Raw genomic sequence first — 23756 nt, forward strand, 5'->3', positions numbered from 1 at the left:
GCGCCGACCTGATCATCCTCGACGAGTTCGGCTACGTGCCCTTCGACATCGACGGCGCCAGACTCCTCTACCAGATCATCACCGGCAGCTACGAGAGAAGAAGCATCATCTTCACCACCAACATCGAGTTCAGCAAATGGGGCACGATCTTCGCCGACGACAAACTCGCCGCCGCGATCATCGACCGCATCGTCCACCACGGCCGCCTCATCGAATTCACCGGACCAAGCCGGCGCGTGAGCGAAGCCCTCATGTTCGGCAAGGAAATCCACAACCAATAACCAACAGCACGCTCCACGCCGAAACCCGAAAAAAATAAGTGACCAACCACAAAAAACCAACTTGACTAAAAACAGGCGACGCCCAGCACGCCGATGGGCACGTTGACCAGGAACACCCAGCGCCACCCCGCATACGAGACCAGCAGCCCGCCGACCAGCGGGCCGAGGAAGGTCGAAACCCCGGAAATCGCGCCCCAGTAGGCAATCGCCCGGCCGCGCGTGGCCGAGGGAAACACCCGATTGATCACGGCGAGCGTCTGCGGGCCCATAAGCGCCGCCCCGCAGCCCTGCAGCACACGGAACGCTATAAGCCATGACACGCTCCACGCGAACCCGCACATCAGCGACGAGGCCGCGAAAACGACCAAGCCCCACAGGTACACGGATTTCGGCCCGACCACGTCGCCCAGACGCCCGGTGAACAGCATGAGCGCGGCATACGCCACCATGTAGCTCGTGTTCGCCCACACCGTCGACGACAGACTCGCATGCAAACCCACCTGAATGGCCGGCTGCGCGACGGCCATGATCGTGGTATCCAGCATGATCATGAAGAAACCCACGCCAACCGCCCAAAACGCACCCCACGGCCTGATGTTGGTCCCTTTGAGCGCAGCAGGTGAATGATTCTCTTTGTCTTAAGTCATGATTGTTTTCTTTCTCTTGTCTTTCCGTCTTGCTCGCCTTCTGATGCGTCTGTGCCGGTTGGGAGCGATACGAATGATGATCGGGAATCGTTCGGAACACGGAACACGGCATCAAGCAGTCCGGGATAGACTTCATCCATTTCGGACTTGCGTACTTCGATGCTGCGTGAACGTCCGTGCACTATCGTGCGAGTGAGTCCTGCCTCGCGGAGTACCCGCCAGTGATGCGACAGCGTAGCCGGCGACAGACCGATGTCACGGCCCGCGTCCGCGCACTCAAGCGGGCCATCGTGCAGGAACGATTCTCGCAGTAGATGCCGCCGGACTGGATCAGCAAGAGCGGACAGGATCACCGATAGATTAAAGGAATCCTGCAGCGGCTCAGGAAGTTTTCGTGCGCGGACGCCGCTGATCTGCCCGTATGTTGTGGTTGGAAAGCTTTTTTCGCCATCAGATCACCTTTCATCTGCGATGGAATTCGATTCTTTTTGCGCCATTACACGAAGTGTTTTACGAGAGAGTCTCCCACCTGAAATGTAAGGTAGCTCTTTGAGAACTGTTATTTGAATTTGCAATACTATCCATTATTTTTACGCCCCCCATTTACATTTATTTCTTTCTTAGAAAGTTCGAAGCATCATCTAGAATAATTTGATTATGCGACAATTGTCGAAGTATTTGTTTCCAATAAATTACTTGTCCACATGCATCAGCAGGGAACAAGCCTGTGCAGAGTGCACACGATTTGATGATCCAGATAATTTAAGACTGTCGCTTTGCAAAACAGATTGTGTAATGCAATTCAGTCCATTGGAAGATTATAGCCCGTCGTGAAGCTTTGCATAAAGAGAGCGTGGAACAATGCCGCCCAAAAATGATTCATATATATGCCGGTCTATGATGTATCTACTCCACCAGGCCGACTCGTCGGCCTGGGGTTGTTTGCTAAGCGTGCGTGAGCCCGAGTCGTTCGAAGGCCAGCGCGAGGCCATCGTCGTCGATTGGCGCGGTGACCCAGTCGGCGGCCTCTTTGGCCTCCGGAGTGCCGTTGCCCATCGCGATGCCGGTGCCTGCCGAACGCAGCATCGCGATGTCATTGGCGGAATCACCTAGAGCTACGGTGTCACCCGGCGCAAAGCCAAGGCGAGCAGCCATTTTCTTCAAGCCGACGGACTTATCCATGCCCAGCGCGGTCAGCTCGCCGGTCTCTCCGAGCTCCTGCGGCATCGAGCCGGAAACGATGCTGAATTGCCTCCCGAAACGTTCCCGCGCGTCCGCCAGCCGCACGCCCGAGTCCGCGGAGAGGAAGAAGGTCACTTTGTTGGCGGTTTTCGGCACGCCAGTCTGGATATAGGGGCCAATCTGCCGCAGATAAGCGGTCCAATCACCTGCTGCCGCTGGCTTGCTGACGCCATCCGAAGGCCGGAACAGGTCGATGAAGTCATGCACCGAGTAGACCGCATCGGGTGTCGTCCAAAAGCATGCGGTCCTGTTCGAGTCGAACCAAGAGGCGAGTTCTGCCACGTCATCTTCCGGCATGCGATCGTCGAAGATCGCGGCCCCAGCCATTTCGCCGTATGAGCCATTGCTGCCTACCAAGCCTCGGAAACCAAGATTCAAAAGCGCAGGATATACTTCCGGCTTGCTGCGTCCGGTGCACAGGACGAGCTGATGGCCCGCAGCCGCAGCAACAGAGAGCGCTTTTTGCGCCGAGACCGGCACCTCCTGATTGTGATTGACCAATGTGCCGTCGACGTCGACGAAAACAAGTCGCTGTGCCATGATGTCCTTCCATCGCGAGTGCGGAACGCGGCGATGAGTCCCGTGTGCCAAGTATCCGCTGCTAAGAATGAGATTACCTATGCCTGCGGATTATGATGCCGCTGGCATCCGTATTGCATTCGGTGTAGCAGGCGCTAGTAAGTATTCAGAAGTCGTTGTGACTTTGCCTGTCGCATAAGCTCACTGTGCGAGGCACCGCCCGGTGCTCACCGGCGGGTTGCCGACGGACACGCGACCGAGAACCGGCTGAATCTCCTCGTTGGTCATGGCGTAGCCGATGTCTGCGCGTTCCTGCGCCTTGGCGAAAACGATTCCGGTGACCTCGCCATCCTGATCGAGCAGCGGGCCACCCGAATTGCCGGGTTCCACGCGGGCCTGGAGCACATGGAGAGGGCGGCTTGCGGTGGAGTCTCCGTAGATGTCGGGCACGGCATTGCGCTCGGTGGACAGCACTCGTGCCGGGACGCTTTGGAACGGTCCGCCGTACGGATAGCCCTGCACGATGCCCGCGCTGCCGTTCGCAATCGGCGAATCGTCCAATGACAGCGGTTTGGCATTCACGTCCGCTGAGACTACCGCGAGATCATTGACGTGGTCGAAGTAGATGACGGAGCCGGTGCGGGCGGGTTCGCCCGGCAGCTCGACAAGGGGAGAGACGACCCCGGCGACGACATGCGCGTTGGTGATCAGCAGATCATCGGCTACCAGGAACCCGGATCCCGAGGACATGGTGCTGCAGGCGGGGGCGATGCCGGAGATGCGGGCGACCGACTGCGATGCCGCCTGAATCTTCGGGTCATTGGCGTCTATGGCGGGAGCGGGGCTACTACCGGTAATGCCGTTGCTTTCGTTGGAATTGGCGTTGCCGCTACCTTCGAACAATCCTTTCAGCGTGGGTATGCCGGTGTTGTCGAAAGCCTGGGCACGCAGTCGGGCGACAGCATCGCTCACCGGCTGTGGAGTATATCGGTTGATGCCCTGAATCACCTGCGAGGAGGCGAGCGACTGCGACAGGACGGGGATTCCGGAGGTGATGACGCCTGCGGCGGTCAGCGATAAGGCGACTGCTGTGCATACCAGCGCAAGCCCGCCGCCCAGCAGCCGTTCTATGCCGCCGAGACGCAGCCGGTCGGCGCCCCGGCGAACGACGTGGCCGATGCTCGACCCGATTCCGGACATCAGCGCAAGAAGGCCTATCGCGACGGCGAAAACCGCTATGCCTCGCCATGTGTCGCCGGGAACAGACCGCGCGACGCGCGGCAGCACGTATGGCATGACCGCCGCGCCCGCGATGAGTCCGGCGAAAGTGCCGAGCGTGGAGAAGAATCCTGCGCGGATGCCAGCGGCGAAGACGCTGATCAGGAGGATGGCGAGGACGATGTCAATGGGCAGCAACATGCTCTCTATAGTTTTCCATCTCGCTGGAAACTGCCTGACAACGCTAGTCCAGAGGTGAAATCAACGGATGCTAGGTTGTCGCTTCACTCTGCGTGCGCTTCGTCCGCTTTCCTGTCGCGATACAGCCCGAGGATGAGGATTGCGGCGGCGAGGGCGACGATGGAGCCGATGGTCCATGCGGTCTGCTGGGCGCTGATGAAGGCATCGGTGGCTTGAACGAGCAGATTGCGGCCTAGCGCGTCCGACAAATGGGCAGAGGGCAGATGCGTGGCGATCTGCTGAGTGGCGGTGATGGAGGATGCCACCTGGCTGCGGATGCCGGCGGGCAGGAACGCGAGCTTTGGTTCGATGGCGGTGCGGTAGTGACCGGCGAGGATGGAGCCGAGCACGGCGATGCCCAGGCTGCCGCCGACTTGGCGGAAGTTGTTGTTGACGGCGCTGCTGGTGCCCGCCTGGCTTTGCGGCAGCGTGGAGACGATGCGCGTGGTCATCGGCGGCATGACCAGCGACATGCCCGCGCCGAAGGCGAACAGGAGGACTTCGAACACCCAGATTGAGGTGTGCTGGCTGATGCGGGGCAGCGAAAGCGTGACGGCTGCGATAGAGCCATTCGTCGTGGCCCTGTTTCATAACGAACGGCAGTGATTGCGCGCTGCTTTGGCTCGCTCTGGTGTAGATGCCCGCGAATTCACAAGAAATGTGCGCGAACATGATTTCCGATATTGCATACAAAAACGCCTAACTCGCTTATGTGAGGCGTTATTTCAAGCTCGCGGAGGTCTATCAGCGTTATGTGAGGCGTTAATACTGTGAGGCTCCATATACCAGCGGCCGAAAACGGCGATTTTTAGCACCCCGATACTCGACGCTTTGTGCAATAGCGCCTCACATAACGCAGATAGACCTCCGAAGCACACTTATAACGCCTCACATAAGCGAGATACGACTTGGTGAAAATGCGGACGAAACCGTAGAAGACGTTTTTTGCACGGGTTGCGGCCGACGTAATGTGTTTCGGCGTGTATGAGTGGGTTTTCGTAATATTGTCAGTAGGAAGAAGCAATGTCGATGCGTAGCGGTGACAGCATGCTGTAATAATCTGTGGTTATGACCGATCATGTGAGCATCGAAGGACTGCGTTATGCGTGGGCCGCCGCACAGACGCATTCGTTCACTGCAGCGGCCCGCGCCTATGGAGTGACTCAGCCGGCGCTGTCGAATGGTATCGCCAAGCTTGAGCAGCAGCTCGGCGGGAAACTATTTGAACGCACCACCCAGGGGGCGGCGCCTACGGCGTTCGGACGGCAGCTGCTGCCCATGATCGAGCGTGCGCTTGATGAGCTGGATGCGATAGCCGCTGAAGCGCAGCGCCTCACGCAACCGACTGATCGTTCCATCCGCATGGGCGTGTCACCGCTCATTGATCCGAAACTTGTTGCGCAGATGTATTCTATGGTCTGCGATCTTCCCGAATCGCACGAGCTGGTGCTGCGCGAGGCCGATATGCAGGAGTTGCGCGAGGCGTTGAGCGCCGGCAAACTCGATGTCATTCTCATACCGGCCGTGGCTTCAATGCCTCGATTCGCCCATCGCATCATCAGCCGGGAGCCGGTTGCCATCGTTGCCTCCCACGCTGCGCAGGGCGAGGCGAGCGACGGTGTGGCAGACAGGAGCGAAACGGACGAGAACAAGGCAGACGGGAGCATGGCGGAGTTTGAGGCCGAGGCCGACGCCTCGTTTATCCTGGTTCCCGATACCTGCGGATTGACCACATTCACCAAGCAGCTCTTCGCCAGCCACAAGCACCCGATGAATGCCTACCCGGGCGAGGCCGCAAGCTATCAGGTGCTTGAGCAATGGGCTTCGATGGGACTGGGCGCGGCGATTCTGCCATTGTCCAAGCTCGGCGGCTCCAAGGCCCAGCACCGCAGACTGCAGGATAACGGCCAAGATGTCATAATCGCGTACGAGGCAGTCTGGAATCCGCAATCGCCGCTCGCGAGGGAAATTGAACTGCTTGCCGGTCAGATAGCTGGTGACGGAACCCAGCATGAATCATTGGTCTTGCCTGCTCAATCATAACGCCATAACGCCATTCCAGCCATAACAGTTGTGTATGCCCATATCAGCATTGACCCTCTACCGGGCGCGACCCATCCGCTTTACCGTGGAACGTAGACCGGTGAAGTGCCGGGCTTGGAACCGCTATGAAAGCATGAAAGGCAGGCATCATGGCCGCATTTCTGGAAATCACGATCACGGTGGACGAAGCTGACCGCCCGGCGGCGGCAGCCGTCTACACCAAGTACAGGGAACCGTTCCTCAACACGATTCCCGGAGCCACGAGCAAGCAGCTCCTAATTCGCGATGAGGACGTGCAGATTCTCCACGGCTTCACGACCGTGGATGAGGCGAAAACCTATCTGTCCAGCGATCTGTTCACGAACGATGTCGTCGCCGGGCTCTCGCCGCTGTTCAAGGCCGACCCGGAGATTCGCATCTACCAGGTCGGCTGACAATACGCCGCTTTGGGCGGCCGTTGACAGGTGCGGTATTCATCCTGCCGACGGCCGCTCTGGCAGTCATACTATATATATGCAATCGCAGCAACGCGCAACACCACGCGACAACACAACAACGCAAGGATGAATATATGAGCGACACAGCCATCGAATATACCGACGTCAAGAAGTTCACTCAGGATCAGGTCGAACGGCTGTTCCTGTCGGTCGGCTGGGTTTCGGGCAAATACCCCGAACGGCTGCACAAGGCGCTGCTCGGCTCCTCGACCGTGCTCACGGCCTGGGATGGCGAGCGTCTCGCGGGCCTGGTGCGTGTGCTGGACGACGGCGAGATGATGGCCTATATGCATTACGTGCTAATCGACCCCGAATACCAGGGGCACGGCATCGCCGGGCACTTGGTCGAAATGGTCAAGGAGCGCTACTCGAACTATTTCTACATCGAAGTCATGCCCGAGGAAAGCCGCAACGCATCGTTCTACCAGAAGCATGGATTCGCAATCATGCCTGACGGCGTCGCCATGCAGATCTGCAACGAGTAAACGGTCAGGTTGCGCGTCGATCGGGGCGCAACCGTCCTTTGCGTCAGCTCATGACACGCCCGGGTTGGTGTGCACAAGTCGGGCGATAGCTTTTTCGCTGGCGGAATTCCGTGGCTCGAAATTCCTATCACCCGACTTGTGTATGGTATCCCGGGCGTGTCGTCTTTGATATCCCCTCTGTATCGCATCACGCATATGGGCGCCTGCGCCTAACTTCGCCTCGCGGCGAGGGATAATGGAGGCATGAAATCGTATGAACACGGGGAGCAAGGGAGCGGAAGGCCAATAAGCAGGGCCAAAACGCGAAACGCTCCTAATCGCAACGCGACGCTGGTCGGTCTGCTCGCCATCGTGCTGTTCAGCGCGATTGTGAGCTTGGTGCGTATCACGGCGCAGAATTTCGGCGCCACCCTGGGCGCGGCGCTGATCTATACGCTCACCTCCGTGGTGATGTGGATTATCCGCCGCCCGAAGCGGCAGCGCAGCTTTCCACTTCGATATCTGCTGGTATGCGGAGCCTTATTCGTGGTATACGAGGTTTCCGTCGGTTTGGCCGTAGGCCTGGCGCACGATGCGACGCAAGCGCTTGAGGTGAGCGTCGTCAACTATCTGTGGCCGACGCTGATGGTTTTGCTCTCGCTGATTGGGCGTCGCCTTACTGCCAAGACGTGGCTGGTCATACCCGGCGCATTGCTCGCCTCGCTCGGCACCGCATTCGTGGTCGGCGGCGATGCCGGTCTGCATCCGGCGAGCATAGCCGCCCACATCGCCTCGAGCCCAGTGCCCTACGTGCTGGCCTTCGGCGGTGCGATCGCCTGGGCCGTGTACTCCGTCATCACGCCGCGCATCAGCGAAGGGCACGACGGCATCACCCTGTTTTTGACGGGAGTCGCCGTGGCCCTGTGGATCGTTCATTTTCTGACGGGTTCGGTTCCGCAGCGTACGCATACGGCGGGAATCGGCGCCTATATCGTGCTCGTCGCCGCTGCTCTCGTCATCGGAGCCGGATACGCCTGCTGGGATGCCGGCATCATGCATGGCAATCTGACGGTGCTGGGCTCTGCCTCGTACGCCGCACCCGTGCTCTCCTGCACGATAGGAGCGCTCGCGCTCGGAGCCAGCTTGACTGCGTCGTTCTGGCAGGGCGTCGCGCTTGTGGTCGTGGGCTCGCTGATCGGCTGGTGGGCTACGAAGGATGCAGGCACGGAATCGCAGAGTTGAGCGGAACCGTCGGATGTGTTGCGGGCGGTTTCGCTTGGAGCTTGAAATGATTGTGCTTGCATATATGGCAAAAGTCTGAAAGAGCGCGGGATGACGCGACTTTCGTGAATTAGGGACGCGAATCCGCCCGACTGGTGAATTATTTTTCCCTTCTTGTGCGCTGAACGGATGCACCTTAGCTTGGGTTTCCAGACCAGTTCATAACGACTTGCTCGGTGCACCTTGCCGCGCGAAACCGCCGAAATGCGCTGGTCTGGAAACGCAATGCGTCACGCGCATTGCCCGCACAGAAGAAAGAAATCACATCAAGGGTTCACCGCGTTCGACGCCGCCTTCAGCTTCGTCAACTCCGTCATCGCCATTATTGCCAAAGGCGGTGTCATCGACGTCATTAACTCCATCAGCAACGTCGTCACCAGAACCATTGCCGCCGTCGCCATCAACAACGGCTTCGACAAAAGCACCGTCAGCAACGTCGTCACCAAACCAGTCGCTGCCGTCACCGTCATTATCAGAGACATCGTCCGCCGCACGGCAACAAGGCTCATTTTTACCGACCCCCACATCCGAACCATCGCATTTGGATCTGAGGAACCTGACCATTGTCGTCGGATTGTTTTTCAGCGTTTTCGTCATTGGCGCGGACTCGTTCATCATCTCGCCGCTGCTGCCGGCAATGGCGCACGATTTCAGCGCCTCGATCAGCGCGGTATCGCTTGCGGTCACGCTGTACGCGATCTGCTATGCCGTCGGCTCGCCTATATTCGGACCGCTCGGAGATCGCTTCGAGCGCAGGAAACTACTGCTGTTCGGCATGAGTGTGTTTCTCATCGCGACCGTGCTGTGCGCGACGGTGCACAGTCTCACGGCGTTCTACGTCTTTCGCGCCATCGCCGGACTCGGCGCAGCCTTCACCATGCCCAACATATGGGCGCTCATCGGGTCGCACTTCCACGGCCGGCTGATGGGCACGGTCATGGGCGTCGTGATGTCCGCGCTGTCGTTGTCGATCGCCGTCGGCGTGCCGTTGGGCACAGCGCTGTCCGCTTTGTCGGACTGGCATATGGCGTTCTGGGGGTCGGCAGCGCTGGGAGTCGTCGCACTCGCCTTGTTGTGGGCCACTGCGCCGAAGTCACAGCCTGTAGCCACGGCTGACAATGCATCAGCCCGTACCAGTCTGCGTTCGAGCTACGCGACCAGCTACTCGCGCGTGCTGCACACCAAGCCGACGCTGCTCGGGCTTGCGCTCACGCTCGTGTGGATGTTCGCGTTCTACAGCGTGTACACCTTCTTGGGAACGTTTATCGCGCAGAATTTCCACTTCACCACTGCGCAGTCCGGCCTGGTGTTCATCGCTTACGGCGCCGGGAATTTCCTCGCGAGCTTCCTTTCCGGATTCGCCGCATCCAAGCTCGGCACGAAGCACGCCATTGCGATTAACGGCGCATTGTCCGGACTGCTGGTGCTGGGCATCGCCGGGTGGGGGAGCAGCCTTATCGTTTTGATTCCGCTGCTGTTGCTGCTTGCTCTAGCTCAGGGATTCGGTGTGCCGCCCATCACGGCCTATATCGTGGGCACTGTGCCATCACAGCGTTCCACGGTGACATCGTTGAACAACGCGATGCTGTATCTGGGGCTGTCGCTGGCTTCGGGCGTCGGCGCGCCTATTATCACTGGGGTTTCCTTCGCGGCCGTCTGCATCATGGCCGCCGTCGCGTTCTTAGTGGCGACGGTTCTGGCATGCTCGCTGCGCGGCCATAAGGTGATCAAGCAGCAAGATCGGCGGCTATGAGGTAACAGTCCCGCAACGAGGCAGAGATCAGACGGCGTCCATTCGTCGCACAGGCACTCAGCCACATAGCCTCGCAGTCGCGTCACATAGGCCTCGTGCGGCAAACCGCCGTATCAGGCGGCCTGCACCGTCTTGTCAGGCAGCGTGGACAGGCGGGAAAGATATTCCATTCCCCATTCATCCATCTGCCTGACGATAGTCGCCAGGCTCGCCCCTGATTCGGTGAGACTGTGGCGCGTCCTGATCACGGCTCCCTCATGCTCGACCTGTCTAGCGACGATGCCATCCTCTTCGAGCTCAGCCAGCTGCATCGCCAGCGTCCGCTTCGGGCATGAGGGAATCGAGCGGTGAATCTCGCCGAAGTGCAATGGCTCATGCATCAGCCTGCACACGATGATCGACTTCCACTTTCCCGACAGAATCCCCAGCGTGCAGTCCAGCGGGCAATACTCGCCATGCCTCACGCTCATTCTCGCCGCATGCATACGAATCCAACCTTTCCCTCAGTCCGCTGGCACATCAACCCATGTATCCGCGTATCCGCCAGTGCGCCGCATCTTCGCTATTCTACTTCAATCGCCTCTTCGTTATGTAGCGCCACAATGACGCCCCGTGCGATATCTTCGCACATCTTCGTGTCCGCTTGCCGCTGCGCCATCAGCATCGCATCACTGAGCGGCAAAGCATCTGCGCTCGCCGTCCTGCCGCTGATATGCCTATGTCCGTTGTCGACGGAAGATATGTCTGTTGACAACGGACTGAATGGTGTCTTCTACGTCTGCATTTTCTAATCCTCTCTACATTAGAGTCTTGGCTTAGCAAGGAGGCGTAAGGCTATGACGACTGAACACAGACAGGCACTGATCGACTATCTCATGAACCACCGTGGGTTCGTGTCGGGAGAACAACTTTCCGCCGTGCTGGGCGTCTCCACCAAAACCATCACCCGCAATGTCAAACAGGTCAATGCCCAGCATCCGAATGAGCCAATCATCGAATCGCAACGGGGCCGCGGCTATCGCATTAACCGCCAGCATTACCTTGTGACAACTGATCGCGACAGCAACGCTGGCAGACCTACGGAGACGAATCGGATGACGTCGATGGGCAGACGCGACGCCGTCCTTCGCCAGCTTCTGGTTGCATCGCCGCACAGCTATCGCATTGATGCCGTGTGGGGCAAGTTCTATGTCAGCGATTCGACCATCTCATCCGATATCAAGATCCTGCGCAGCATGCTGCATCAGTACCATCTCATCCGATATCAAGATCCTGCGCAGCTGCTGCATCAGTACCATCTCATTGTGAACCGCAGTTATGACCAGATCTGGGTCGAAGGTTCCGAAGCGGATGTACGTCGGTCCATCAACGATTTACTCATTACCGATAGCGGCATACTCGACGAGGATTTCGAGCATACGGATCAGCGGATGCAGCGCAGGGACAGTGCATTCGTCACGCATCAGCTCGACCTGATCGAAGAATTGACCCATGCCAAGATCCCTTACCCATACAACGTGAACCTGTTCTCGCATCTGTACATTCTGATCGAGCGATACCGTGGCGCAGGGGCATTGATCGATGCCGGTTCAGGCGATGATGTGCAGCTGGCGAGCATGCGACTGCAAGGGCTGGTGAAAGTCTGCGAATGCGTGATCAGAAACCTTGACGATTACCTCGATACGACCCTGCCCAGCATCGAAGTCAGCAATCTGTACCAATACCTGACTTCATCGCGCATCGACAGCGGGCGTATTGCCGTCAGCGAAATGCCTGAGCGAGTCCGTGCTGTCACGGGCTACCTGATCGACAGGGTCAGCGAGGATCCAAGCTACCGCGACATCGGCAGCAACGAACTCTTCGTGAGCCTCGCCAAGCATATCAAGCCTCTGCTGAACCGTCTGGAGAATCACATCAGCGTGAAAAACAACCTCCTCGAACAGATCAAGCTCGAATACCCGCATCTTTTCGATGTTGTGCGCGGAGCATCGGCGCGGCTAGTGCAGCGCTATCGCCTCAATGCCATCGACGATGAGGAAAATGGCTTCATCACCGTCTATTTCGCTCAGGCGTTGGAGAACATGCATGCCCCGATCAACATCCTTCTGGTATGCACGACCGGCCTGGGCACGGCGCAGTTGCTGAAAGCCAAAATCAAACGGCGCTTCTCCGAACTCAACATCGTGGAAACAGTTGCCGCCCGCGATCCGAAGGACGCGCTCGCCAGCCATGACGAAGTCGATCTTGTGATTTCCACAGTCGGACTGCCTTCGAGCGTGCATATTGCGACATTGGTAGTCAGCGCGATGTTCACTGGCGAGGATCAAGAGCAATTGGAGCATGAGGTAGATCGCATTCGTAAGGAGATGAACCGATGAAAGCGCTGATTGTATGGGAGCCGCAATGGTATGCGTACGACGCTGGCTCGCTGATCGAAGCCATGGCGCAATACTTGGAGAGCCACGGACTCATTAAAGACGGCGAGCGCGTTGCTGCTGCTCTGCGACAGCGGGAGAGCCTTGGCAACACGCTGATCGCCGATAATCTCGCAGTCCCTCATGCGCAGAGCGATGCCGCTGGCGAAGCCATCATGCTGTTCGTCAAATTGCGTGAGGCATTGCCCGGCTGGCAGGGCGTTGCAACAGTTGACAGGTGGGTTGTCACGCTGCTTCCGGAACAGCCGAGTGAGCACGACGCGGCTGTACTGAAAAACTTTTTCCGGCGACTTGCCGATGAACGCGTGATGCAGACGCTCGTGATCGGCGAATACGACGAGGTGCGGGGAACCCTGCTGCAGCTGCTTCCGGATTGCGCCGCAGACTGCTTGAGTCGGCGGCCTCCAACAATTCAGTAGATTCCATGACATTCAACAACCATTCAGACGACACATTCCCACTCTGTGCATTCCATCAACAACAAGGAGAACAACCATGAGCGAACCATCGCTGAGCACTGTCCTGGACCGCAACACGATCGTTACCGATCTTGCGGCGTACAGCAAGGACGATGTCATCGCGTCCTTGACTCAGCTGCTGCTCAAACAGGGCTACATCGAACAGCAAGAGGCGTTCGTCGCAGCCGTCCATGAGCGCGAGCAGGAGGGCGCTACCGGGATAGGCGGCCACGTTGCCATTCCCCACGGCAGAAGCGACACCGTGCGCAAGAACGGTATGGCCATCGCAATTCTCCGGAACGAAATCCCTTGGGAGTCCCTCGACGAGACCGGCGCGAAAGCCGTGGTGCTCTTCACCGTCGGCGCGAATGACGACGGGGCGCAGGAGCATCTCAAGCTGCTGTCGATGTTCGCACGCAAATTGGCCAAATCCCAAGTCGTTGAGGCGCTGCTTCACGCTCGAAGCGCCGATGACGTCATTGCGGCATTCGCTGATTGAAAGCCTGCTGTCGCACCGAACGTCGCACTGGCTAACGAAGCGGCAGGCAGCACCACATCCCTACCTACAAACCACATCAATTAAAGGAGAAACCCCATGAAAATCGTCGGAGTGAGCGCATGTACCATCGGCATAGCGCACACCTATCTAGCGCAGCAGAAAGTCGAGGATGCGGCCAAAGCCGCTGGCGACGACGTCAAAATCGAAACCCAGGGAACCATCGGCATCGAGAATGCCCTGACGTCTGAAGACATCGCCGAAGCCGACATCGTGTTGCTTGCGGTCGACATCAAGATCGCGAATGAGGAGCGCTTCAGCGGCAAGAAAGTCGTCAAAGTATCCACCGATACGGCGATCAAATCGCCGAACAAACTCGTGGCCAAGCTTCATGAGATCGTCGGCAAATAACATCACTACCATCACCATCACAAGACAAGGACGTCATCATGACTATGAAAGAATTCTGGAAGAAAGCTAATTTCAAAGGGCATCTGCTGACCGCAATATCCTATCTGATACCGATTGTGTGCGGCGCCGGTTTCCTCATCGCCATCGGCATGGCCTTCGGCGGCAAATACCAAGACTCGCTGGTCATGGGGAAGTTCGACTTCTTTCAGGCGCTAGCGACGCTTGGCGGCAAGGCATTGGGGCTGCTGCCGGTCATCATCGCGACTGGCATCGCGTTCTCCATTGCGGGAAAGCCTGGCATCGCTCCCGGTTTCGTGACCGGTTTGGCCGCAGTCGCCATCAGCGCAGGATTCATCGGAGGGCTCGTCGGCGGCTATATCGCCGGTTGGCTCGCCTTCGCCGTGCTGCGCTACTTCAAAGTGCCGAGCTGGGCGAAAGGCCTCATGCCGACGCTGATCGTGCCTTTCATCGCCTCGTTCGCGAGCGGTTTGATCATGGTCTACATCATCGGCACGCCTATCTCTTGGTTCACGAACTGGCTGACGAATCTGCACGCCAGCATGAGCGGCGTATCCAATCTCATTCTCGGCGCCGTGATCGGAACCCTCAGCATCGTGGATTTCGGAGGCCCGATCAACAAGACCGTCTTTGCCTTTGCGCTGACTTTGCAGGCCCAGGGCATCAATGGTCCGGTCACGGCGCTGCAGCTGACCAACACCGCCACGCCCATCGGCTTCGGTTTCGCCTTCCTCGTCGCCAAGCTGATCCGCAAGAACATCTACACGCATGAGGAGATCGAAACCCTTAAATCCACGGTGCCGATGGGCGTAGTCAACATCGTCGAAGGCTCCATCCCTATCGTGCTCAACGATCTGATCCGTGGCGTCGTAGCAGCAGGCCTGGGCGGCATGGTCGAGGGCGCGATTCTGATGAGTCTGGCCCACGGCGAGGGCGCGACCGTGCCATTCGGCGGATTCCTGATGCTGCCGACGATGGGCTCGAATTGGTGGGTAGGCCTCCTCGCCATTGCGGCGAGCGTGCTGGTCACCGGCATTGTATACGCGCTGATCAAAAAGGATCTCGGCTCACAGCCGTCGGTTGCAAAATCAGCCGCCGCGGATGAGGCCGACATCGCGCTGGATACATCCAGGTTATGTAAAAGACTGTAAATTGCAAGAATCGAGTAAGGCAATGCCTCAACGAATACAGCTTTCCCCATCACTGATGACGATGGACCTCGACCAGTTTAAGGAGCAGATAAGCTTCCTGAATGACAAGGTGAATTCCTATCACGTCGATATCATGGACGGTCATTTCGTCCCCAATCTCACATTGTCGCCGTGGTTCATTGAGCAGGTCAAGAAAATATCCGACGTGCCGCTCTCCGCTCATATGATGGTCACCGACGCCCCGTTCTGGGTCTCTCGGCTCATCGAGGTGCGATGCGATGCGATCTGCTTCCCTTCGGAAGCGGCGAACGGGGTCGCTTTCAGCATGATCGACGACATCCACGCCGCCGGGCTTCAGGCCGGAGCCGTGCTCAACCCCGAAACCTCGATCGAGACGGTGCTGCCGTATATCGATCTGCTCGACAAAATCACGATCATGACCATCGACCCGGGCTTCGCCGGACAGCGCTTCCTCGAAGGAACGCTTGACAAGATCGTCAGGCTCAGACAGCTGCGCGAAGAGCATGGATACGGCTACGCGATCGAAATGGACGGTTCCACGAATCTCAAGCACTGGAAGATGATCTCGGACGCCGGACCGGATATCTATGTCATTGGCCGAAGCGGGCTGTTCGGACTAACCAACAACATAGAAGACTCCTGGAACCAGATGACCCGCGAATACGAGCAGTCCACCGGATTCCCGTTCGACAACGGCATACACCACCGAGCCGAACAGTCGGGAGAGGCCCGGTGAATGGCCTGAGACCTTAGCCGTTGCACGGCGCTGAGAGACAGAGTGTTTCTGCCGATCGTCCCGAGGGTTTTCGCTCCTCGGCTCATTGGGGAAGAACCTCTTCTTGCCCTTGGCGCCTTTCGATAACGAATACATCGCGCTCGACTGCGCAGTCCGCATATGGATTGAGTGGCCGAGCGCCTTTGGTTGCAGTGATATTGCATGGGACATTCGGCGGCACGCATCCCAAAGTGAACTTTGGCTTACGTGAAGGTGATATCTCATTGACTTCCTGCGCGTTCGCCATTCGGCAGAGCCACACTGGAATCGCCAACCTGCCGATGATGCTCCTTGCGGGCGCAGCGGCGTATCCGATATGAGAAATGGATGTGGAATGAGAACGGCAACACAACGACATCGAACACGGCAAAATCAAACGCTCAGGGTCATGGCGGGCGCTGCGGCGCTGGCGATGCTGCTGAGCGGCGGCGCGGTGGCCCAAGCGGCGCAGGCGGAAACTACGTACCCGGCCAATAAGCCGGATATCACCGCTCTGCTCGGCGAATTCAACAACTGGTGGACTCCGAAGAAGGTCGTCGACAATACGGCCCAAGGCGATGCTTTCCGAGGCAGCGTGACGGATGCCGGGCGCTCGGTGCTCGCATACAGCGACGATACGGTCGTCGCCATCAACAACCATGCTGCCAAGGACACCACGAAGGTGGACGGCACTCACACGCAGGCGTATCGCGCCGCGTTCGACGCAAGTGACAGCCCGGCCAACGCGATTACCTCGTATTCAACTGCGCTGGGTGACACCATCGGAAAGTACCTGCGCGAAGGCCTGAGCGACGGCTCGCTGCCCAAGACGAACGCGCTCGTGTTCGACGCCTCAAGCCCGGTCGCGACCTCAGGTTTCGTAGGCACCGGCAGCGCCAAGAAGGACTTCAACTATCCGCGCCCGTACTTCACCAAAGCGGATCAGGGCGTGGACCGCACCATCGGCGGCGACACCGATCTCAACGGACTCAAACCCGAGCTGGGCATCATCCACATTCCGATGTTCACGCAGGACGGTCAGGAATTGGGCGAAGACTACACAGATTATCAGGAGCCTTCGCAGGCCTTTCCCTCCGGGCACACCACAAAGGCCTACAACCGCGGCATCGCGTTGTCCACGCTGCTGCCCGAGCTCGGCCCGGAGATCATGGCGCGCGCCTCCGAGGCGGGCAACAACCGCGTCGTGCTCGGCGTGCACTATCCGATGGACGTGATGGGCGGGCGCATCGCCGCCACGGCAGGGTCGAGCGCGCTGTGGTCCGACGCCGGATTCCGCACCAATGAGCTGCTGCCGGCGCATGACGAACTCGAGAACTACATCGCCGCCCGCTGCAAGGCTGATGGCAACGGCTCCACGGTTGAGGAATGCGTCACCAAGCTCGGCGCGAACGCCGACAAGGGCTACGTCAGCACCTTCACCGATGTGGTGTCGACCAAGCCGGTCACCGACCGTGCGTCGGCAATCGACGCATATACGTCTCGCATGACCTACGGATTCGCACAGACCTCCGCCGCCGGTCAGGCGCCGAAGGTTCCCGAAGGAGCCGAAGACCTGCTGCTCACTGCATTCCCGGAGCTGAGCACTACGCAGCGGCGCCAGGTTCTTGAAGCATCCGAGATCGACTCCGGCTATCCGCTAGACGCCTCGTCCCAGGGCTACCAGCGGCTCAACCTCGCCAAGGCCTACAGCGCGAATGTGACGCTGAGCGCCGACGGCAATACGATCGTGGGTATCAGCTTCGGCAACGCGCAGCCTAAAGTCACCAAAGTCAACGCTACCGATGCCGTCACCAATCTGCTCAAGGACTTCAACCGCTACTTCGTGGCCGGCGTGGGCGTCACCGATGAAGGCAAGGCCGTGCTGAGCCATGACGACCAGCTCACCGAGTCCATCAATCACGCGGCCTTCGGCGCGGACAGCAAGACCACTCAGGATCAGCGCGCCCTGTCCGATGCGCAGATGAACTCCACCAACACGCTGTACGACGCGCTCGGCCCGGTGTTGGGAGCGTACTTCAAGCAGGCGGCGGACTCGGGCAAGCTGCCCAAGACCGAGCAATACCTCAAGGACATGAACAAGTCCGCTTCCACCGGCAGCGCCAAGGCTTGGTACCAGCATCCCCGGCCCTACGTGGATCGCGTGAACTACTTCGGCACCACGCTGAACATGAACGGCACGGCGCAGACGCTGAACATCGAGAAGGTCCCCGGATACGAGAGCTTCGACTGGGGCACCGGCGAACCGCTCGACAACGAATATGACGGTCTGTACAACTCGGGTTCCTTCCCTTCTGGGCACACGACCTTCGCGTTCACGCAGGGCACTGGCCTGGCGAGCATTCTGCCTGAGCTGGGACCGCAGATCATGACCCGCGTCTCCGAGGCAGGCAACAACCGCATTGTGCTCGGCGTGCACTACCCGCTCGATATCCTCGGCGGGCACATCGCCGGTCAGTACGGCGTGGCGAACGTCCTGAACGACGACGCTACGCGCAAGGAAAGCGCCGATGCTCGCGCCGAGCTGGTCAGCTACCTGACCGCGCAGTGCAAGGCCGACGGCCATGGCGACACCCTGCAATCCTGCATCGACGCCACCGGCGCCAATGATGCGAAGGGCTACGCCAACGCCTTCACCGATGAAGTCTCGACCAAGCCGGTCACCGACCTGCAGTCCGCATTGGCCGCCTATAAGGCCCGCATGTCGTACGGATTCGACACGACCGGCACCGCTGGGCAGGCTCCGGTCGTGCCCGATGCGGCAGTCAACCTGCTGAGCAACGTTAGTGCCTTCAGCGTGCTCAGCACCGACCAGAAGAAGCAAGTGCTCGCCGCGACCGAAGGCGACTCCGGTTACCCGCTGGACGCCACGAGCGAAGGCTGGGCACGCGTGAATCTCGCAGCCGCATACAGCGCCAAAGTGACGTTGAGCGCCGATAGCAAGAACGTCATCAAGGTCGAGCCCGGGCAGACGGTCGCTTCGGTGGTCCGCGAGAAGAGCGCGGAGCAGCCCAGTGATAACGGCGGCAACGGCAATAACGTTGGCAACGGCAATGCTGGCAACAACAGCCAGCAGCCGACCAAGCCTGGCAAGAACGGAACCGGCGCGAACAACAGCAAACCGCAGGCCAACGGTGTGCTGGCCGCCACGGGTGCCGACGTTTCAGCAGCCATTGTGGCGGTTGCTACGCTGGCCCTGATCGGTTCCGCGGTCACGGTCGTGGTGCGTAGGCGCCGGCACTGATTCGCCCGATGCCTACAGGTTGTGATTCCGTCGTCGCCCTTGATTGCAGCGCCATTTCGATGGCAGCACAGTCAGGTGCGGCGGCGGAGTCGTCCATTGTGCGATGTGCAGCTCCGCTTAACGGCTCGACGCGCCGATGACTTGACTCTGCTACGGCGCAACGGTTTAATATACCCGGCTGCACAAGCGATGGCAGGAACCGCAAGGTTCATGTCGGATGGGGTGCTTGCCGTGATTCACTGGATTATTCCAGTGCGTCGTGCGCGGACATAGCTTAGTTGGTAAAGCGCGACCTTGCCAAGGTCGAGAGCGCGGGTTCGAGTCCCGTTGTCCGCTCCATCCGATTCAGTCTTTCCATTTTTGAACTCTGTCTTGAAAATGACACTGGACGCCAGTAAATGTCACAAACGAGATGGAGTAGACAGAACTCTGTCTTGATTATGACAATTAGCGGCAATAATTGTCACAAAGAAGACAGAGTTATACAGCGAAGACTCATAACGACAGGGCTACCTGAGCGACCATTCGTATGCCTCGCATGTCGAAAACAATCGATGACGAATCAGCACCTAACGAGGCCGGCCTTCGCATATTTCGCGCACGCCGCCCCAGTTGTCCCGTCGCACTCATAGTGTGTGACTCTGTTGACTCATAGTCCAGGCCTGCACCTTAGTAACGCGGGCCCCGATAGCAAAGGACCTCCTATGTCGGATCAGATCATCTCCATCACACTCAATGGCGAAGCGAAGGAGGTGAAGTCAAGCGACACCGGCGTCCAGCTCTTCGAAGATGACAAGAACATCATCGCCGTGCGCCTCAACGGCCAGCCCCGCGACCTGTACACGCCGCTGAAGGACGGCGACAGCGTGGAGCCGATTGCGCTGGACAGCCCCGACGGGCTTGCCATCATGCGCCATTCGGCGACGCACGTCATGGCGCAGGCCGTGCAGGAGATTCGCCCGGACGCCAAGCTCGGCATCGGCCCGGTGATCGATAACGGCTTCTACTACGACTTCGACGTGGACGAGCCGTTCACGCCCGAGGATCTCAAGGATATCGAGAAGCGCATGCAGCGCATCATCAAGCAGTCGCAGTCCTTCCGCCGTCGCGTGGTGAGCGAGGACGAAGCGCGCGCGGAAGAGCAGGACCAGCCGTACAAACTGCAACTCATCGGCAAGAAGGAAGCCGAAATCGACGAGGAGGCCTCCACCGAGGTGTCCACCGGCGAGCTGAGCATGTACGACAACGTCGACCGCAATGGCACCACAGTCTGGAAGGACCTGTGCCGTGGCCCGCACCTGCCGAACACGCGCTACATCAAGGCCTTCAAGCTCGAACGTACCGCCGCCGCCTACTGGCTGGGCGACGAGCACAACAAGATGCTGCAGCGCATCTACGGCACCGCATGGCCGACCAAGGATGAGCTCAAGGCCTACGCCAGCCGCATGGAGGAGGCCGCCAAGCGCGATCACCGCAAGCTCGGCCAGGAGATGGATCTGTTCTCCTTCCCCGAGGAGATCGGGCCGGGACTGGCCGTCTTCCACCCCAAGGGCGCGGCGATCATCAACGCGATGGAGGACTACTCGCGCGAGCAGCATCGCAAGCATCATTACAGCTTCGTGCAGACCCCGCACATCACCAAGGGCCATCTCTATGAGATCTCCGGGCATCTGCAGTGGTACAAGGACGGCATGTTCCCGCCGATGCGCTTGGACGAGGAGCGCGACGAGCAGGGCAACGTCACCAAGCAGGGCTTGGATTACTACCTGAAGCCCATGAACTGCCCGATGCACAACCTGATTTTCAAGTCCCGCCAGCGCTCCTACCGCGAGCTGCCCTTGCGCCTCTTCGAGTTCGGCACGGTGTACCGCTACGAGAAGTCCGGCGTGGTGCATGGCCTGACCCGCGTGCGCGGCCTGACTCAGGACGATTCGCATATCTATTGCACGCGCGAGCAGATGAAGGGCGAGCTGACCAGTCTGCTGACCTTCGTGCTGGGGCTGCTCAAGGACTTCGGCCTCAACGACTTCTACCTTGAGCTGAGCACCAAGGACCCGCACAAGTTCGTCGGCTCTGACGAAGTGTGGGAGGAGGCCACCAGCACGCTGGCCGAGGTCGCCAAGGATTCCGGCCTCGAACTCGTCGACGATCCGGGCGGAGCGGCCTTCTACGGGCCGAAGATCTCGGTGCAGGCGCGTGACGCCATCGGCCGCACCTGGCAGGTGTCCACCATTCAGCTCGACTTCAATCTGCCCGAGCGCTTCGGGCTTGAGTACATCGCCGCCGACGGCTCGCATCAGCGTCCGGTGATGATTCACCGCGCCCTATTCGGCTCCATCGAGCGCTTCTTCGCCATCCTGCTTGAGCATTACGCAGGCGCATTCCCCGTCTGGCTCGCTCCGGTGCAGGTGACCGGCATCCCGGTGGCCGACGAGTTCACGCCACATCTCGAAGCGTTCATTCAGGATTTGGAAGACAACCTCGTGCGCTGCGAACTCGACCGCTCCGACGATCGCTTCGGCAAGAAGATCCGCAACGCCTCCAAATCGAAGGTGCCGTTCACCCTGATCGCCGGCAGCGAGGACGTGTCGAAGAATGCCGTGAGCTTCCGCTTCCGCGACGGCAGCCAGCTCAACGGCGTGCCGCTGGAGCAGGCCAAGGCGTGGATTCTTGGGGTTATCAGCTCGCGAGTCCAGGTCAACTCCGCCGACGATTTCGCTGCAGCTACTTCCGCCGCGGCCTCCTCGGCGACCTCCGCAGAGATTCCCGCAGCAGCCTCTGCAGCGCTCGACTAAGGCCGGGTTCAGCACGACATGTTCGAAAAACTACGCGGACCTTTCAAGAAGGTCATAGCCCCGATAGCGCGCGGATTGGTGCGTCTCGGCGTCACGGCCGACATGGTCACGGTAGTCGGCGCCGTCGGCACGATCATCGTGGCCGTCGTCACCGGCATCACCGGCTGGATAGTGCCGGGCACGCTCGTGCTGACGGTGCTGGTCATCTTCGATTCGCTTGACGGGTCGGTGGCGGCCATCACGACCGGCGGCACGAAATTCGGCGCCTTCCTGGATTCCACGCTCGATCGCATCGCCGACTGGGCGGTGCTCGTTGCCGTCATGTTGTTCTTCTACCTGCACAGCGACTGGTGGTATCACGCAGCGTCGGCGTCCTCGCCTGACTACGTGAGCTATGTCGGCATCGGTTGCGCCCTCTACGCTGTTATGACTTCTTTCGTGACCTCGTATGCCCGCGCCCGCGCCGAATCAGTGGGCTACGAGGCCAAAAATGGCATCGCCACGCGCTCGGATCGATTGGTCATCATCCTTGTGGGCATGTTCCTGACCGGGCTGTTCCGCAACGGCTTGTGGCTTATGGCCTTCATGGTGCTGCTTGCGGTGCTTGGCACAATCACCGTCTTCCAGCGCATCCACGAGGTGCGCAAGCAGATGGCTGCCTGCGAGCCTGCAGGGTCACTGAATCATTGAGATGCGCGGCTCCTCGCTTCGGCGCGGGGCACGAATACCGCAGGATTGACTGATCGCTCCCAAGGAAAATCAGCATGCTTAACAGCGTTCTTATCGGCATAGCCCGCCATGCGCGATTCATACCAGAACCGCTGCTGCGCGGTCTGTTCGCGTGCACAGCCGACGTCTGCTGGCTGCTTGGCATTGGGGGAGTGCGCCAACTGGAGCGCAATCTGCGCCATGTACTGGGCACGAATCAGACGAATGGCAACCTGATGTCGCAGCGTCATGTACGGCGGATTTCGCGTCGCGGCATGCGCTCGTACTTCAGCTATTTCTCCGAGGCCATGACCGTGGGCGCGCGCAGCGAGCAGCAGTTGCATGCCCGCGTGCGCGGCGACGGGCCGGGTCTGCAAAGCCTGATCGCGTATGTGCACGATTCCACCGGTTCGGCACCGTTGGCACTTGGGCATCAGGGCAACTGGGACTACGCCGGATTCTGGGCGCACCACGACCTCGCTCCGGTCACAGCCGTAGCCGAGCGATTGGGCGATCGGAAGCTGCTTGATGCATTCGTGCATATCCGCGAGCTGCTCGGCATCCGGGTGGTGCTGACAGGCCAGAAGGGTCTCACCGCGCAGCTCAAGGATTCGCTCGGCAAGCCCAATGTGCTCGTCGCTCTGCTCGCGGATCGCGATCTGAGCCGCCATGGCGAATTCGTCGAGGCTTTCGGCTCCATTATCCGCGTCGCGCGAGGCCCTGCCATTCTGGCTTTGGACACCGGGCTGCCGCTCTACGTAGCCAACGTGTTCCGCGAGCCGCTGCATGGCGACCGACGGCGTCAAGCCGGGTCGCGCTATGGCTATGTGTGCCGCATCGAAGGGCCTGTCGACATCGAACGCTATCGCTCGCTGCCGCGCGAGCAGGCGATTCGGGCCATCAGCCAGGACTGGGTCGACGTGTGGTCCGCGCAAATCGCCCGGCATCCCGAGGACTGGCATATGCTGCAGCCGATCTTCCTTGAGGATCTTGATCCCTCGCGCCTGAGCGATGTGCCGCAGGATATACTCGCCAGAATCAAGACAGCGGCTGTCTGAGTCG

23 protein-coding genes and 1 tRNA gene are annotated in these 23756 nt (G+C 59.4%); 17 read left to right on the plus strand and 7 right to left on the minus strand.

Features of this window, described 5'->3' with window-relative positions; translation table 11 throughout:
- A partial coding sequence (locus tag BISU_RS08765) for an ATP-binding protein (protein ID WP_034533036.1) occupies positions 1-281 on the plus strand: 281 nt, incomplete at its 5' end.
- 65 nt (positions 282-346) lie between these two features.
- Here BISU_RS08765 and BISU_RS08770 read toward each other — a convergent pair.
- The 5 genes from BISU_RS08770 to BISU_RS08785 all read right to left on the minus strand — a co-directional run bounded on the left by BISU_RS08770 (position 347) and on the right by BISU_RS08785 (position 4656).
- Positions 347-832 (minus strand): MFS transporter, encoded by a 486-nt coding sequence (locus tag BISU_RS08770; RefSeq protein WP_024464469.1) that lies wholly within the window; start codon positions 830-832, stop codon positions 347-349.
- A 92-nt stretch (positions 833-924) separates the two neighbouring features.
- Complete coding sequence (locus tag BISU_RS13575) at positions 925-1281, minus strand: ArsR/SmtB family transcription factor (protein ID WP_202805581.1); 357 nt, start codon at positions 1279-1281, stop codon at positions 925-927.
- Between the two features lie 592 nt (positions 1282-1873).
- Positions 1874-2710 carry an HAD family hydrolase gene (locus BISU_RS08775; protein WP_051246282.1) on the minus strand — a complete coding sequence of 279 codons (837 nt, stop codon included), beginning with the start codon at positions 2708-2710 and terminating at the stop codon, positions 1874-1876.
- A 180-nt stretch (positions 2711-2890) separates the two neighbouring features.
- Positions 2891-4108, minus strand: coding sequence for a MarP family serine protease (locus tag BISU_RS08780; RefSeq protein WP_051246283.1), 1218 nt, complete (start codon positions 4106-4108; stop codon positions 2891-2893).
- An 83-nt stretch (positions 4109-4191) separates the two neighbouring features.
- A complete protein-coding gene (locus BISU_RS08785) occupies positions 4192-4656 on the minus strand; it encodes an MFS transporter (protein WP_024464472.1) in 465 nt (154 codons plus the stop codon).
- Positions 4657-5215: 559 nt separating this feature from the next.
- Between BISU_RS08785 and BISU_RS08790 the strand changes: the two genes are divergently transcribed.
- The 4 genes from BISU_RS08790 (at position 5216) to yddG (ending at position 8393) form a co-directional block, all read left to right on the plus strand.
- A complete protein-coding gene (locus tag BISU_RS08790) occupies positions 5216-6190 on the plus strand; it encodes a LysR family transcriptional regulator (RefSeq protein WP_024464473.1) in 975 nt (324 codons plus the stop codon).
- A 149-nt stretch (positions 6191-6339) separates the two neighbouring features.
- Complete coding sequence (locus BISU_RS08795; RefSeq protein WP_024464474.1) at positions 6340-6624, plus strand: hypothetical protein; 285 nt, start codon at positions 6340-6342, stop codon at positions 6622-6624.
- Positions 6625-6761: 137 nt separating this feature from the next.
- Positions 6762-7172 (plus strand): GNAT family N-acetyltransferase, encoded by a 411-nt coding sequence (locus BISU_RS08800; protein WP_033503332.1) that lies wholly within the window; start codon positions 6762-6764, stop codon positions 7170-7172.
- A gap of 243 nt (positions 7173-7415) precedes the next feature.
- Positions 7416-8393: an aromatic amino acid DMT transporter YddG gene (yddG, locus tag BISU_RS08805; protein WP_024464476.1), complete on the plus strand. Its 978-nt coding sequence runs from the start codon at positions 7416-7418 to the stop codon at positions 8391-8393.
- A 300-nt stretch (positions 8394-8693) separates the two neighbouring features.
- On the opposite strand, the gene BISU_RS08810 is transcribed toward yddG, so the two are convergent.
- Positions 8694-9029: a hypothetical protein gene (locus tag BISU_RS08810; protein ID WP_162142803.1), complete on the minus strand. Its 336-nt coding sequence runs from the start codon at positions 9027-9029 to the stop codon at positions 8694-8696.
- Between BISU_RS08810 and BISU_RS08815 the strand changes: the two genes are divergently transcribed.
- Complete coding sequence (locus tag BISU_RS08815; protein ID WP_202805582.1) at positions 9007-10185, plus strand: MFS transporter; 1179 nt, start codon at positions 9007-9009, stop codon at positions 10183-10185. The genes BISU_RS08810 and BISU_RS08815 overlap by 23 nt on opposite strands.
- A gap of 113 nt (positions 10186-10298) precedes the next feature.
- Here BISU_RS08815 and BISU_RS08820 read toward each other — a convergent pair whose 3' ends face one another.
- Positions 10299-10655, minus strand: a complete 357-nt coding sequence (locus BISU_RS08820) for a winged helix-turn-helix transcriptional regulator (protein WP_024464479.1) — start codon at positions 10653-10655, stop codon at positions 10299-10301.
- A 366-nt stretch (positions 10656-11021) separates the two neighbouring features.
- Between BISU_RS08820 and BISU_RS08830 the strand changes: the two genes are divergently transcribed.
- From BISU_RS08830 to BISU_RS08880, 11 genes are all read left to right on the plus strand, one after another.
- Positions 11022-12563, plus strand: a complete 1542-nt coding sequence (locus BISU_RS08830) for a BglG family transcription antiterminator (protein ID WP_034533041.1) — start codon at positions 11022-11024, stop codon at positions 12561-12563.
- Positions 12560-13039: a PTS sugar transporter subunit IIA gene (locus BISU_RS08835; protein WP_024464480.1), complete on the plus strand. Its 480-nt coding sequence runs from the start codon at positions 12560-12562 to the stop codon at positions 13037-13039. The genes BISU_RS08830 and BISU_RS08835 overlap by 4 nt, the downstream gene beginning before the upstream one ends.
- A gap of 76 nt (positions 13040-13115) precedes the next feature.
- The gene (locus BISU_RS08840) at positions 13116-13577 is read left to right on the plus strand and encodes a PTS sugar transporter subunit IIA (RefSeq protein ID WP_024464481.1); all 462 of its coding nucleotides are present in this window, start codon (positions 13116-13118) and stop codon (positions 13575-13577) included.
- A gap of 96 nt (positions 13578-13673) precedes the next feature.
- Positions 13674-13985: a PTS fructose transporter subunit IIB gene (locus BISU_RS08845; protein WP_024464482.1), complete on the plus strand. Its 312-nt coding sequence runs from the start codon at positions 13674-13676 to the stop codon at positions 13983-13985.
- 38 nt (positions 13986-14023) lie between these two features.
- On the plus strand, positions 14024-15154 hold the full coding sequence (locus BISU_RS08850; RefSeq protein WP_024464483.1) for a PTS fructose transporter subunit IIC: 1131 nt from the start codon (positions 14024-14026) through the stop codon (positions 15152-15154).
- A gap of 22 nt (positions 15155-15176) precedes the next feature.
- Positions 15177-15911 (plus strand): D-allulose 6-phosphate 3-epimerase, encoded by a 735-nt coding sequence (gene alsE / locus BISU_RS08855; protein WP_024464484.1) that lies wholly within the window; start codon positions 15177-15179, stop codon positions 15909-15911.
- A 427-nt stretch (positions 15912-16338) separates the two neighbouring features.
- Complete coding sequence (locus BISU_RS08860) at positions 16339-19191, plus strand: phosphatase PAP2 family protein (protein WP_226839161.1); 2853 nt, start codon at positions 16339-16341, stop codon at positions 19189-19191.
- 263 nt (positions 19192-19454) lie between these two features.
- A tRNA-Gly gene (locus BISU_RS08865) sits at positions 19455-19530 on the plus strand.
- Positions 19531-19895: 365 nt separating this feature from the next.
- A complete protein-coding gene (thrS, locus tag BISU_RS08870) occupies positions 19896-21986 on the plus strand; it encodes a threonine--tRNA ligase (protein ID WP_024464486.1) in 2091 nt (696 codons plus the stop codon).
- Positions 21987-22004: 18 nt separating this feature from the next.
- Positions 22005-22676 carry a phosphatidylinositol phosphate synthase gene (gene pgsA, locus BISU_RS08875; RefSeq protein ID WP_024464487.1) on the plus strand — a complete coding sequence of 224 codons (672 nt, stop codon included), beginning with the start codon at positions 22005-22007 and terminating at the stop codon, positions 22674-22676.
- A gap of 74 nt (positions 22677-22750) precedes the next feature.
- Positions 22751-23752 carry a phosphatidylinositol mannoside acyltransferase gene (locus BISU_RS08880; RefSeq protein ID WP_024464488.1) on the plus strand — a complete coding sequence of 334 codons (1002 nt, stop codon included), beginning with the start codon at positions 22751-22753 and terminating at the stop codon, positions 23750-23752.
- Positions 23753-23756 lie beyond the last annotated feature (4 nt).

The organism is Bifidobacterium subtile (assembly GCF_000741775.1).
GTDB lineage: Bacteria > Actinomycetota > Actinomycetes > Actinomycetales > Bifidobacteriaceae > Bifidobacterium > Bifidobacterium subtile.